Source organism: Streptomyces sp. NPDC006384 (assembly GCF_042870695.1).
Taxonomy (GTDB): domain Bacteria; phylum Actinomycetota; class Actinomycetes; order Streptomycetales; family Streptomycetaceae; genus Streptomyces.
This window is the reverse complement of the sequence record NZ_JBIAHR010000020.1, coordinates 96,236-109,260: the sequence shown is the minus strand read 5'-3', so window position 1 is coordinate 109,260 and position 13,025 is coordinate 96,236. Positions and strand designations below refer to the sequence as shown.

At 67.9% G+C, this 13,025-nt stretch carries 13 protein-coding genes; 9 read left to right on the top strand and 4 right to left on the bottom strand.

Translation table 11 applies throughout. The features are described 5' to 3' along the window. Window positions 1-170: 170 nt before the first annotated feature. Window positions 171-1,301, bottom strand: a complete 1,131-nt coding sequence (gene dnaN / locus ACFYOJ_RS25530) for a DNA polymerase III subunit beta (protein ID WP_356554241.1) — start codon at window positions 1,299-1,301, stop codon at window positions 171-173. Between the two features lie 933 nt (window positions 1,302-2,234). Further along, window positions 2,235-4,199, bottom strand: coding sequence for a chromosomal replication initiator protein DnaA (dnaA, locus tag ACFYOJ_RS25525; protein WP_356554239.1), 1,965 nt, complete (start codon window positions 4,197-4,199; stop codon window positions 2,235-2,237). A 375-nt stretch (window positions 4,200-4,574) separates the two neighbouring features. On the opposite strand from dnaA, the gene rpmH reads away from it, so the two are divergent. The 9 genes from rpmH to ACFYOJ_RS25480 all read left to right on the top strand — a co-directional run bounded on the left by rpmH (window position 4,575) and on the right by ACFYOJ_RS25480 (window position 11,558). After that, complete coding sequence (rpmH, locus tag ACFYOJ_RS25520; RefSeq protein ID WP_003956500.1) at window positions 4,575-4,712, top strand: 50S ribosomal protein L34; 138 nt, start codon at window positions 4,575-4,577, stop codon at window positions 4,710-4,712. A gap of 21 nt (window positions 4,713-4,733) precedes the next feature. After that, window positions 4,734-5,105 (top strand): ribonuclease P protein component, encoded by a 372-nt coding sequence (gene rnpA, locus ACFYOJ_RS25515; protein WP_161166776.1) that lies wholly within the window; start codon window positions 4,734-4,736, stop codon window positions 5,103-5,105. Further along, entirely contained in the window at window positions 5,102-5,476 is a 375-nt protein-coding gene (gene yidD, locus ACFYOJ_RS25510) for a membrane protein insertion efficiency factor YidD (protein ID WP_356554237.1), read from the top strand. Before rnpA ends, yidD begins: the two co-directional genes overlap by 4 nt. Before the next feature lie 3 nt (window positions 5,477-5,479). Beyond that, entirely contained in the window at window positions 5,480-6,760 is a 1,281-nt protein-coding gene (gene yidC, locus ACFYOJ_RS25505) for a membrane protein insertase YidC (protein ID WP_356554235.1), read from the top strand. A gap of 15 nt (window positions 6,761-6,775) precedes the next feature. Next, complete coding sequence (locus ACFYOJ_RS25500) at window positions 6,776-7,288, top strand: R3H domain-containing nucleic acid-binding protein (RefSeq protein ID WP_356554234.1); 513 nt, start codon at window positions 6,776-6,778, stop codon at window positions 7,286-7,288. A gap of 126 nt (window positions 7,289-7,414) precedes the next feature. Beyond that, window positions 7,415-8,134 carry a 16S rRNA (guanine(527)-N(7))-methyltransferase RsmG gene (rsmG, locus tag ACFYOJ_RS25495; protein WP_356554232.1) on the top strand — a complete coding sequence of 240 codons (720 nt, stop codon included), beginning with the start codon at window positions 7,415-7,417 and terminating at the stop codon, window positions 8,132-8,134. A 317-nt stretch (window positions 8,135-8,451) separates the two neighbouring features. After that, complete coding sequence (locus ACFYOJ_RS25490; protein ID WP_356554320.1) at window positions 8,452-9,525, top strand: ParA family protein; 1,074 nt, start codon at window positions 8,452-8,454, stop codon at window positions 9,523-9,525. Then, window positions 9,522-10,622, top strand: coding sequence for a ParB/RepB/Spo0J family partition protein (locus ACFYOJ_RS25485; RefSeq protein ID WP_356554230.1), 1,101 nt, complete (start codon window positions 9,522-9,524; stop codon window positions 10,620-10,622). Before ACFYOJ_RS25490 ends, ACFYOJ_RS25485 begins: the two co-directional genes overlap by 4 nt. Before the next feature lie 318 nt (window positions 10,623-10,940). After that, on the top strand, window positions 10,941-11,558 hold the full coding sequence (locus ACFYOJ_RS25480) for a GNAT family N-acetyltransferase (RefSeq protein ID WP_356554228.1): 618 nt from the start codon (window positions 10,941-10,943) through the stop codon (window positions 11,556-11,558). Window positions 11,559-11,646: 88 nt separating this feature from the next. On the opposite strand, the gene trxA is transcribed toward ACFYOJ_RS25480, so the two are convergent. Then, entirely contained in the window at window positions 11,647-11,979 is a 333-nt protein-coding gene (gene trxA, locus ACFYOJ_RS25475; protein WP_356554226.1) for a thioredoxin, read from the bottom strand. Window positions 11,980-12,019: 40 nt separating this feature from the next. Then, complete coding sequence (trxB, locus tag ACFYOJ_RS25470) at window positions 12,020-12,988, bottom strand: thioredoxin-disulfide reductase (RefSeq protein WP_356554224.1); 969 nt, start codon at window positions 12,986-12,988, stop codon at window positions 12,020-12,022. Window positions 12,989-13,025: the final 37 nt, after the last annotated feature.

Below are 13,025 nucleotides of genomic sequence, written 5' to 3'. Positions count from 1 at the left end.
ACCCGGACCCTCGTGCACAGCTGTGGGCATACGCGCTCAGGCGAACACCCCGCCCCGGAGCTTCGTCCTCAGCCTGTGGACGGCCGGAACGCCCGTCCACTCGGCCGTACCGGCACACCGCGCGGCCCTGTGGAGAACGGCCCCCGCGTCCCGGCGGCGGCCCGGCCCGCTCAGCCGCTCAGCCGCACCGGCATGATCAGGTACTTGTACGCGTCGTCCGCCTCGGCGTCCACCGCGGGCCTGCCGCTGAGCAGCGCCGGCTTGGTGGACGTGGTGAAGGACAGCTGGGCCACCGGCGAGTCGATCGCGCTCAGGCCGTCCAGCAGGAACGTCGGGTTGAAGGCGATCGAGATGTCGTCGCCGTCCAGCCGGGCGTCGACCCTTTCCACAGCCTGTGCGTCGTCGCTGGAGCCGGCCTCCAGGATCAGGACGCCCTGCTCGAAGCTCAGCCGGACCGGGGTGTTGCGCTCGGCGACCAGGGCGACGCGCTTGACGGCCTCGACGAACGGGGCGGTCTCGATCACGGCGACGCTGTTGAACTCCGTCGGGAACAGCGTCTTGTACTTCGGGAGGTCGCCCTCCAGCAGACGCGTCGTGGTCCGGCGGCCCGCACCCTCGAATCCGATCAGCCCCTCGCCCGCGCCCGAACCGGACAGCGCCAGGATCACCTGGTCGCCGCTGGTCAGCGCCTTGGCGGTGTCCTGCAGCGTCTTGGCGGGCACCAGGGCGACCGCGGAGACCTCCGGGTTCTCCGGCTTCCACAGGAACTCGCGGACCGCGAAGCGGTAGCGGTCGGTGGAGGCCAGCGTCACCGTGTCGCCCTCGATCTCGATGCGCACACCGGTGAGGACGGGCAGCGTGTCGTCGCGGCCGGCGGCGATCGCGACCTGCTGCACCGCGGCGGAGAAGACCTCGCCGGGGACGGTGCCCGTGGCGTTCGGCATCTGCGGCAGGGCCGGGTACTCCTCCACAGGCAGTGTGTGGAGGGTGAAGCGCGAGGAACCGCAGACCACCGTCGCCCGTACACCGTCTGTGGAAATCTCCACCGGCCGGTTGGGCAGGGCGCGGGAGATGTCGGCGAGCAGCCGACCGGAGACGAGGACGGTGCCCTCCTCCTCGACCTCGGCCTCCACCGACACCCGCGCCGAGACCTCGTAGTCGAAGCTGGACAGGCTCAGCTGCCCTTCCTCGGCCTTCAGGAGCAGGCCCGCGAGGACCGGCGCCGGCGGACGGGCCGGGAGGCTGCGTGCCGCCCAGGCCACTGCCTCCGCGAGTACGTCGCGTTCCACCCGGATCTTCACTGTTGCCGCCTCCTGCTGTTGCCGGCGCTTCTCGCCCTGCTTCGCCTTCGTCGTCTGACCTGGTGTCGCCGGCTCCGGAGAGGGGCAGACCACCGGGGACCAGTCTGACGCACCGCACTGACAGTAGGTGCCCCTCGGGGTCAAGTCGCGACGAGGGGCGGTCGGGCTCGAGAGGGCGAGTTGTGCACAGGACCCGCTTCGAAACGGATTCCGCTCTCTCTCTAGTCGGGAGTAGTAGTAGGGCCTGTGGATACCGTGGATAACCCCGTTTAAGCAGGTCAGAGCACGAATTTTGTCCACGGGGCCTGTGGGCGGAGCCGGTGGACAACCAGGCCTGTCTGTGGAGAACAGAAAGTTCTGCACACACCGTGCACAGGCAGAGGCGACTTCTCCCCAACGCCGTCCCCAGGATTACCCACCTTTCCCACAGGCCAATCCAGCACCTGGATGTGACGCCTTTCACTCGATGCGGTGATCAGTCGTGGTGGGTTGCCGAACAGTGGACAGGGGTGTGGAGAAGCTGGTGATCGCTGGGGACAACGAGCCACAACCTGTGGGTTGCCCGTGGACAACCCGGCACCCCGGGTGTGGGCCGATTCGTTGTCCACAGGCTGTGGATATCTTTTGTCCACGGATCCACAGGGGTCTGACCTGCCCTGATCATTCCTCAACGCTCCAGCCTGTGGACAGACTCGGGACAACTTCTCAGTCCCCAAGCTGTGGAGGGGAAAAAGTCACCGAATCTGTGGAGAACGGCCGTAACCCGGCAGGTATTCGAACAGCGGAGGAGCGGAGCGAGGGCCGAGGCGAGGGCGCGGCATCCGCTCACGGGCGTTGACCGGGACGCTCTGAACGGTGACGGAGCATGAAAGGCGCCCCCGAGGTCTCCCCGGGGGCGCCTTCGAGGCCCGTTTCGGACCGTGCCGACGGCCCTCAGCCGTTCTTGATGCGGTTGGTCAGCTCCGTCACCTGGTTGTAGATGGAGCGGCGCTCGGCCATCAGATTGCGGATCTTGCGGTCGGCGTGCATCACCGTGGTGTGGTCACGGCCACCGAACAGCGCGCCGATCTTGGGCAGGGACAGGTCCGTCAGCTCCCGGCAGAGGTACATGGCGATCTGGCGGGCCGTCACCAGCGCGCGCCCGCGGGAGGTGCCGCACAGGTCCTCGACGGTCAGGCCGAAGTAGTCGGCGGTCGCGCCCATGATGGCCGTGGACGTGATCTCGGGGGCCGAGTCGTCACCGCCGGGGATGAGGTCCTTGAGGACGATCTCGGTCAGGCCCAGGTCGACCGGCTGCCGGTTGAGGGAGGCGAACGCGGTCACGCGGATCAGCGCCCCCTCGAGCTCGCGGATGTTGCGCGAGATGCGGGAGGCGATGAACTCCAGGACCTCAGGCGGGGCGTTGAGCTGCTCCTGGACCGCCTTCTTGCGCAGGATCGCGATGCGCGTCTCCAGCTCGGGCGGCTGGACGTCGGTGATCAGCCCCCACTCGAACCGGTTGCGCAGCCGGTCCTCCAGTGTGACCAGCTGCTTGGGCGGCCGGTCGCTGGAGAGCACGATCTGCTTGTTGGCGTTGTGGAGGGTGTTGAAGGTGTGGAAGAACTCCTCCTGCGTCGACTCCTTGTCCGCGAGGAACTGGATGTCGTCGACGAGCAGGATGTCCATCTCGCGGTAGCGCTTGCGGAAGCTGTCGCCCTTGCCGTCGCGGATGGAGTTGATGAACTCGTTGGTGAACTCCTCGGAGCTCACGTACCGCACACGCGTGCCGGGGTAGAGACTGCGCGCGTAGTGCCCGATCGCGTGCAGCAGGTGGGTCTTGCCGAGTCCCGACTCCCCGTAGATGAAGAGCGGGTTGTAGGCCTTGGCCGGTGCTTCGGCGACGGCGACGGCCGCCGCGTGGGCGAAGCGGTTGGAGGCGCCGATGACGAAGGTGTCGAAGAGGTACTTCGGGTTCAGGCGCGCGGTGGGCTCGCCCGGCCCGGTCGCCGGCGCGGGCTGTGCGGCCAGTGGGCCGGGGGCCCCGGTGGCCGGACCGGGACCGACGGGCCCACCGCGGTGGACGTGGCCGGACCCGGAGGGCGCCTCGGGCAGCTCCCGCCGGCCGCCGCGCTGGTCGTAGTCGGCGCGGGGCTGTTCGTAGTCGGCGCGCTGGGCGTCGTACGAGGGGCGTTCCGGCTGCTGCGGGCGGCGGTCCTGCGGGTACGCGTCCTTGGAATACGGATCCTGCGGGTAGGAGTCCTTGGGGTACTGCTCCTGGGAGTAGCCGTCCTGCTGGGGGGACGAGGAGTACGTGTCCTGCTGCGGTGGGCCGTACGGGTCCTGTTGCGGTGTCGCGTACGGGTCCCGGTCCGGGAAACCGAGGCGCTGCTGCTGCCAGCCGTAGTCGTCCTGCTGGGACGGGCGCGGCCAGGAGCCCGGTTCGGGGCGCTGGTACTCCTGCGGATACGCGGGGCGGGCGGTGGGGAGCGGGTCGGCGCGGTGGCGTCCGTATCCGTCGTAGTCGTCGCGGCCCTGGGGCCCCTGCCCGCTCGGGCCTGCCGACTGGCCGGAGGGCGGGAGCTCGGGTTCCTCGTAGCGGGACTGGGGGTGAGCGGGCGGGGCCGGCGGTGCGGGGGGGCCGCCGGCGGTGTCGTCGACGGTGATCGCGATGCGGATGGGGCGGCCGCACTCGCGGCTCAGTGTCTCGCTGACGACGGGGGCGAGACGGCCTTCCAGGACGCCTTTCGCGAATTCGTTCGGTACGGCGAGCAGGGCGGTGTCGGCCACCAGTGCCAGGGGCTGGCAGCGGCGGATCCAGTGCTCGTCCTTGGACTCGACGCCCTGCCCGCGGCCTTCTCCGAGGAGCTGCTCCAGCACTCGTGGCCACACTGCGGCAAGATCGGCAGGTACGTCAGCCACAGGGCACGCTCTCTCACGAGTCCCTCGAATGTGTGGTCCGGGGACGGGTCGGGATGAAACTCGGGTGGTCAGGGAGAAGGGAACGAATCGGAGTTCAGCCACGGTAGTCAGCGCGACCGGTAGGCTTCAAGTCGTTGTCCCCAGCCTGTGGACAAGTGTGCCTCGCCCATCACTGGTTTGACCGAATGGCGCAGTCTCACGTACCGTAACCAAGTCGAGTTGTCGATGGCTGCTGCCGCCTGCCTCCGATGGGCACAGGTCACGTTCAAGGTGATCGAAAAGCGGTGCACTCGGGCGTGACGAGAGCTACTCGTGGGCGCACGGTGACAGCCAGGACGGCACCCCGCCACCCCCGATTCTTTCTGGAGCCCCCGAGTGAGCAAGCGCACCTTCCAGCCGAACAACCGTCGTCGCGCGAAGACCCACGGCTTCCGGCTGCGTATGCGCACCCGTGCCGGCCGCGCGATTCTCGCGTCCCGCCGCAGCAAGGGTCGCGCCCGTCTGTCCGCCTGATCCCGGTCAGGTCATGACATCGTGCTGCCCACCGAGAACCGGCTGAGGCGGCGCGAGGACTTCGCGACCGCGGTACGACGAGGTCGCCGGGCTGGCCGCCCGGCCCTCGTCGTCCACCTTCGAAGCGGTGCCACGGACCCGCACGCGCCTGGGGAGAGCGCTCCCCCGACTCGTGCGGGTTTCGTCGTGAGCAAAGCCGTGGGTGGCGCGGTGGTCCGCAACAAGGTGAAGCGCAGGCTTCGCCATCTGATGCGGGACCGGATCGACCTGTTTCCCCCCGGTAGCCTGGTAGTCGTACGAGCGCTGCCCGGTGCGGGCGACGCCGACCATGCACAGCTGGCCCAAGACCTGGACGCCGCCCTGAAGCGGCTGCTGGGAGGGGGCGCGCGATGAAGTACCCGCTGCTGGCACTGATCAAGCTGTACCAGTGGACGATCAGTCCGCTGCTGGGGCCGGTCTGCAAGTACTACCCGTCGTGTTCCCACTACGGCTACACGGCCATCGACCGGCACGGTGCCATCAAGGGGACAGCACTCACCGCCTGGCGCATTCTGCGGTGCAATCCGTGGTCGCTGGGCGGTGTGGACCATGTTCCGCCGCGCAAGCGTCCGCGGTGGCACGAAATGCTGCGTGGCGCCTGGCGTGCACGCAGGGGCGGGCCCTCCGCCGCCGAACCGGCCATCGAGGGACAGGCGTCTTCGACGAGTCCGCCCAGCCCTTCGAGCCCGGCCGCAGAGACCCAGTCCCATGCCCAAGGAGCATGATTAGTGGACACGATTGCCAGCCTCTTCAGCTTCATCACGACACCTGTCTCCTGGGTCATCGTCCAGTTCCACAGCGTGTACGGCGCCATCTTCGGTCCGGACACGGGATGGGCCTGGGGCCTGTCCATCGTGTCCCTGGTGATTCTGATCCGCATCTGCCTGATCCCGCTCTTCGTGAAGCAGATCAAGTCGACGCGCGCGATGCAGACACTCCAGCCGGAGATGAAGAAGATCCAGGAGCGCTACAAGAACGACAAGCAGCGCCAGTCCGAAGAGATGATGAAGCTGTACAAGGAGACGGGCACCAACCCGCTCTCCTCGTGCCTTCCCATCCTGGCGCAGTCCCCGTTCTTCTTCGCTCTGTACCACGTGCTCAACAGCATCGCGACGAACGACACCATCGGCGTGATCAACGAGCGCCTGCTCGAGAGCGCGCAGAAGGCCCACATCTTCGGCGCGCCGCTCGCGGCGAAGTTCACCGACGGCGCCTCGAAGGTGGAGGCCCTCGGGTCGTCCCTCACCGACGTCCGTGTGATCACCGCAGTCATGATCATCCTGATGTCGGCGTCGCAGTTCTTCACTCAGCGCCAGCTCATGACGAAGAACGTCGACACCACGGTGAAGACGCCGTTCATGCAGCAGCAGAAGATGCTGATGTACATCTTCCCGGTCATGTTCGCCGTCTTCGGCATCAACTTCCCGGTCGGTGTCCTCGTCTACTGGCTGACGACCAACGTGTGGACCATGGGCCAGCAGATGTACGTCATCCGCAACAACCCGACTCCGGGCTCCAAGGCCCAGGCGGCCTACCTGGAGCGTCTGCACAAGCACGTCACGCAGCACGGCAAGACGCGTGGCCGGGGCCAGAAGGCCGTCGTGAAGGCGATCGTCGCCAAGGGCCGGGACCGCAACGAGTTCGAACGCAAGTTCATCAACGGTCTGACCAAGGCGGGCCTTGCTGCCCAGGCCGACGGCACCGTGGTGAAGAGCGACAGTGCCGTCGCCGTGCAGGCCGAGGACGGCGCATCCGCCGCCACGGCCGCGCCGAAGCGCCAGCAGCCCAAACGGCAGAGCAAGTCCCAGCGGCAGTCCGCCAAGGCGGTCGGCGAGTCGGAACCGAAGACCTCGCTCAGCAAGTCCGACGAGCCGGACGACGCCACGCCGGGACCCAAGCCCGCCGCTGCCAAGAAGTCCGCTCAGAAGCCCGGCGGCGGTGGCCGCAGCAAGGCCCAGTCCGGACAGCGCAAGGGCCCGCAGCGGCCCAAGTCCCCGTCGAAGAAGTAAGAAGGAGTCCATCCCGTGACGGAAGGCACCACCTCCGCCGCTGCCGAGGGTGCAGACACCCTGACTCGCCTCGAGCAGGAGGGCGAGATCGCCGCGGACTACCTGGAGGGTCTGCTCGACATCGCCGACCTGGACGGCGACATCGACATGGATGTCGAGGCCGACCGTGCCTCTGTCTCGATCATCAGCGACACGAACAGCCGTGATCTGCAGAAGCTGGTCGGCCATGACGGCGAGGTGCTGGAGGCTCTGCAGGAGCTCACGCGCCTGGCCGTGCACCGGGAGACCGGTGACCGCAGCCGGCTGATGCTGGACATCGCGGATTACCGTGCCACGAAGCGTGCCGAGCTCTCCGAGCTGGGTGCCAAGGCCGCGGCGGAGGCCAGGAGCAGCGGCGAGGCCGTGAGGTTGAAGCCGATGACCCCGTTCGAGCGCAAGGTCGTGCACGACGCGGTCAAGGCCGCGGGGCTGCGCAGCGAGTCCGAGGGCGAGGAGCCGCAGCGCTTCGTCGTCGTGCTTCCCGCCTGAACGGTCCCCCTTTGTCCTACGGCCCCGTCTGTTGCGCAGGCGGGGCCGAGTTTTTCAGTCTGATAGTTCTGGTGGTTCTGGCAGCGGCGCCCGGCGCGCCGTTGCGGTACGGAAGGACGGTCCCCCGTGACGGAGGCAGCGGAGCTTCCCCCTGTGCCTGAGCAGGCACGTGAGGTGTTCGGCGATCGCTACGCGGACGCGGTTCGCTATGCCCAGCTGCTTGCCGAGGCGGGAGTGCAGCGGGGTCTGATCGGCCCCCGTGAGGTCCCGCGTCTGTGGGAGCGGCACCTGCTGAACTGTGCGGTGCTCTCGGAGGTCGTGCCCGAAGGGGTGACGGTGTGTGACGTGGGATCGGGAGCCGGCCTGCCGGGCATCCCGCTGGCGCTGGTCCGGGAGGACTTGAAGATCACCCTCCTGGAGCCACTGCTGCGGCGTACCAATTTCCTGACCGAAGTGGTGGAGCTGCTGGGCCTGGACCACGTGACCGTGGTGCGCGGGCGCGCCGAGGAGGTCATGGGCAAGGTTCCGCCGGTGCACGTGGTGACGGCGCGGGCCGTCGCGCCGCTGGACCGCTTGGCCACCTGGGGCATTCCGCTGCTGCGGCCGTACGGCGAGATGCTCGCTCTCAAGGGAGACGCCGCCGAGGAGGAACTCAAGGCCGCGGCCACCGCGCTCAGCAAGCTGGGCGCGATGGAGACGTCGATCCTGCATGTGGGCGAGGGGATCGTTGATCCTCTGTCCACGGTGGTGCGTGTCGAGGTCGGAGAGAGTCCCGGTGGTGTGCGCTTCGCCGCAAAGCGCGCCAAGGCGGCCCGGACAGGGCGGGCGCGCCGACGGCGCGGATGAGCGAGGGACACCGCTGAGCCGCTCTGACGGCGTGGCGTACTCCACCCAGCCTCCCCATTCCTTCGTACCGGAGTGTCGTTCCGGTCCGGCCCCGGCCGCTGTGCATCGTGTTTCACGTGAAACGTCGCTCACTGCTGCACGGCATCATCGGTCGTGGCCGCGCCGGGGCAGAACCTCGAGACCGCAGGCCTCTTGGTTCGCTCGCGGAGGAACCCGGTTCTTCCGGTGTTGCTGGGCCCTTGCGGAGGTCGGAGTTGTCCACAGAGGTGGATTTCTCCACAGAACGCCAGACGTCACTGGTTCGTGACCCCGGGGGCATGGGAGGCTCTGTTCATTGCGAGCCTGAAGTCGAGGAGAGTGAATCCTTGCGGTCCGACGCCAACATCGCGGGGCCGATGACCGATCCGGTCCCCGGTCCCCGTACCGAGTCGACGGGGGCGGATGTTTCACGTGAAACACCGCCTCCTATGGACGACACCCCGGTCGGTCGAGCTGCCCAGCCGGCGGTGGAGACTGCGGGCCGGGCCGGCGAGGGGCTGCCACGGCCCGAGCAGACCCGTGTGATCGTGGTCGCCAACCAGAAGGGCGGTGTCGGCAAGACGACGACGACCGTGAACCTCGCCGCGTCGCTTGCGCTGCACGGGGTCCGCGTTCTGGTCGTCGACCTCGACCCGCAGGGCAATGCATCCACCGCGCTGGGGATCGACCACCACGCCGAGGTCCCCTCCATCTACGACGTGCTGGTCGAGAGCAGACCGCTCTCGGAGGTCGTCCAGCCCGTTCCTGATGTCGAAGGGCTCTTCTGCGCGCCGGCCACGATCGATCTCGCCGGCGCGGAGATCGAGCTGGTGTCACTGGTGGCACGAGAGAGCCGCCTGGAACGGGCGATCCAGGCGTACGAGCAGCCGCTGGACTACATCCTCATCGACTGTCCGCCTTCCCTCGGCCTGCTGACGGTCAACGCACTCGTCGCGGGGCAGGAGGTGCTGATTCCTATCCAGTGCGAGTACTACGCCTTGGAAGGACTGGGACAGCTGCTGCGGAACGTCGAACTCGTCCGGGGGCATCTCAACCCCACACTGCATGTGTCGACCATCCTGCTCACCATGTACGACGGCCGGACGCGGCTGGCGTCACAGGTCGCCGACGAGGTACGCAGTCACTTCGGCGACGAGGTCCTGCGGACGAGCATCCCGCGCTCGGTCCGTATCTCGGAGGCACCGAGTTACGGGCAGACGGTGCTGACCTACGATCCAGGATCGAGCGGTGCTCTCTCCTACCTGGAGGCTGCCCGCGAGATCGCATGGCGAGGCGTGGGTGTGGCCTACGACCCGGCTCAGGCACACATCGGTGCGCAGAACGACCCGAACATGGTGAAGGGGATCCAGTGAGCGAGCGACGAAGGGGGTTGGGTCGTGGGCTCGGCGCACTGATTCCCGCAGCCCCGACCGATAAGTCGGTGGCCTCGGCAGCTCTGGGGAATGCGGCGTCTGCTTCCTCCTTGTCGGCGCCGGTGCTGTCGAACGACAGGGGGTCGGCAGCCGCGAAGCTGGCCACGCTGGCCGCTGTTTCACGTGAAACAGAGGGCCCGACGCCGTCGGCCGCGGTGGACATGCCCGCACCTCCGCTCGGGGCCTACTTCGCGGAAGTGCCCCTGGACGCCATCACGCCGAACCCGCGGCAGCCTCGCAAGGTCTTCGACGAGGACGCCCTCGCCGAGCTGGTCACCTCCATCAAGGAGGTCGGTCTTCTTCAGCCAGTCGTCGTCCGGCAGGCAGGTACCGGACGGTACGAGCTCATCATGGGTGAGCGCCGGCTCCGGGCCAGTCGCGAGGCGGGGCTGAAGGCGATCCCGGCGATCGTGCGGGCCACGGAGGACGAGCAGCTTCTTCTGGACGCGCTGCTGGAGAACCTGCACCGGGCACAGCTGAATCCTCTGGAGGAGGCTTTCGCGTACGACCAGCTGCTGAAGGACTTCAACTGCACGCACGACCAGCTGGCGGATCGCATCGGACGTTCCCGTCCGCAGGTGTCCAATACGCTGCGTCTGCTGAAGCTCTCGCCGAAGGTGCAGAACCGGGTGGCCGCCGGGGTGCTCTCCGCCGGGCACGCGCGGGCCCTGATCTCGGTCGAGGACCCGGAAGAGCAGGAGCGGCTGGCCCACCGGATCGTGGCCGAGGGGCTTTCGGTCCGGGCGGTCGAGGAGATCGTGACTCTGATGGGCTCCCGGCCGCAGAAGCCGCAGCGTGCCAAGGGGCCGCGGGCCGGTGCTCTCGTCTCCCCGGCACTGTCCGAGCTGGCGACCCGTCTGTCGGACCGCTTCGAGACACGGGTGAAGGTCGACCTGGGGAAGAAGAAGGGCAAGATCACCGTGGAGTTCGCCTCCATGGAAGACCTCGAACGCATCCTGGGGAGCCTCGCTCCTGGTGAGGGTCCTGTTCTGCAGAAGGGCATCGAGGCCGAGGAGGACGAAGGGGCCGACTCCTGATCCGCGAGCAGTGACGGTGTGTTCCGTCCGCCGAGGGCGGGCTGTGTCCGGTGCTTTCCGGAAAGCGGCCCGCTCTTTGCTTTCGTCGGTGTCGGCGTTGTCTCTTCGCGGATACGATGCGTTCGGGACGGCGCAATCACCTGGCAGTACCTCTGAGAGGCAGGCAGGGGCCATGCGAACGATGAGCCGCACCGGACTGGTGGGCGCGGGCTTGGGGCTGGGCGCAGTCGGTGGGTTCATCGGCAGCCTGCTCAGGCAACGGGGTGCTCTGACGGCCGCCCGCGACGCGACGGGCGAGGGAAGCGAGGAAAAGCCTTCATGGGGCGCCGACTCGTACCGCTCACGCTGGACAACCTTCAGGATCTTCCCCAGAGCTGTCGCTCGTGCGTCTTCTGGGAACTGGACCCCGTCAGCGGCGAAGCCGCGGTAGCGGCGGGGACTGCTGCTGCGGAGAAGGAAGCCTGGATCTCCGCGGTACTGCTGGACTGGGGATCCTGCGGCCGGGTGGCCTATGTCGACGACGTACCCGTGGGCTTTGTGCTCTACGCCCCTCCCGCCTATGTCCCCCGCTCGGCGGCGTTCCCCACCAGCCCGGTCTCGCCCGACGCGGTGCAGCTGATGACGGCGTTCATCATGCCGGGCTACCAGGGGCAGGGGCTGGGACGAGTGATGGTGCAGACGGTCGCCAAAGACCTGCTGCGGCGGGGGTTCAAAGCGATCGAGGCCTTCGGCGATGCCCGCTGGAAGGAGCCTGCCTGCGTTCTGCCGGCGGATCACCTTCTGGCGGTGGGTTTCAAGACGGTCCGGCCTCATCCGCGTCATCCGCGGCTCAGGCTGGAGCTGCGGACCACGCTGTCGTGGAAGGAAGACGTGGAGATGGCATTGGACCGACTGCTCGGTGCTGTCCAGAAGGAGCCGGTGTTGCGCCCGTTGTGAGGTGGCACGACTGCCGTGACCGGTGAGCATGGGAAACACGAATGGGCCGACCCGGAGGGGTCGGCCCATTCGTGTTTCACGTGAAACGTCAGTCGGCGATGAAGTCCTCGAGGTCGCGGACGATCGCGGCCTTGGGCTTGGCGCCGACGATCGTCTTGACGACCTCGCCACCCTGGTAGACGTTCAGCGTCGGGATGGACATCACGCCGTACTTCGCCGCCGTACCGGGGTTCTCGTCGATGTTCAGTTTGACGATCTCGATCTTGTCGCCGTGCTCGGCGGCGATCGCCTCGAGGGACGGCGCGATCTGGCGGCACGGACCGCACCAGGCGGCCCAGAAGTCCACCAGGACGGGCTTGTCGCTCTTGAGGACGTCCTGATCGAAGGAGGCGTCGGTCACTTGCTTCAGGGTGCCGGCCACGGCGGGCTCCTTAACTGGTTGGGGCGTGGGAGGGCGGAGATCAGACAGCGGTCTTCTCGGGCTCGGCCTTGTCCTCGTCGGTGAGCGCGGCGAGGAAGCGCTCGGCGTCGAGTGCGGCGGAGCAGCCGGTGCCGGCGGCGGTGATCGCCTGCCGGTAGGTGTGGTCGACCACGTCACCGGCGCCGAAGACCCCCGTCAGGTTGGTGCGGGTCGAGGGGGCGTCGACCTTCAGGTAGCCCTCCGGGTCCAGGTCGAGCTGGCCCTTGAAGAGCTCGGTGCGCGGGTCGTGTCCGATGGCGATGAACAGGCCGGTCACCGCCAGGTCCGAGAGCTCCCCGGTCTTGAGGTTGCGCAGCTTCAGGCCCGACAGCTTCTGGTCGCCCTGGATCTCGGCGACCTCGCTGTCCCAGACGAACGAGATCTTCGGGTCGGCGAAGGCGCGCTCCTGCATCGCCTTGGAGGCGCGCAGGGTGTCCCGGCGGTGGACGACCGTCACGGACCTGGCGAAACGGGAGAGGAACGTGGCCTCCTCCATCGCGGTGTCACCGCCACCGATCACGGCGATGTCCTGGTCCTTGAAGAAGAAGCCGTCGCAGGTCGCGCACCAGGAGACGCCGCGTCCGGAGAGGGCGTCCTCGTTCGGCAGGCCGAGCTTGCGGTGCTGGGAGCCGGTGGTGACGATGACGGCCTTCGCCCGGTGGACGGTGCCCGCGGTGTCGGTGACGGTCTTGATCTCACCGGTCAGGTCGACGGAGACGATGTCGTCGGGGATGAGCTCGGCACCGAAGCGCTCGGCCTGGGCACGCATGTTGTCCATGAGCTCGGGGCCCATGATGCCGTCCTGGAAGCCAGGGAAGTTCTCCACCTCGGTGGTGTTCATCAGTGCACCGCCCGCGGTGACGGCGCCCTCGAACACCAGCGGCTTCAGCGACGCGCGCGCGGTGTAGAGCGCCGCCGTGTAGCCGGCGGGCCCGGAGCCGATGATGATCACGTTTCGGACGTCGCTCACGGCTTCATTCCTCGTCTCTGGACTGCGTCTTCAGGGC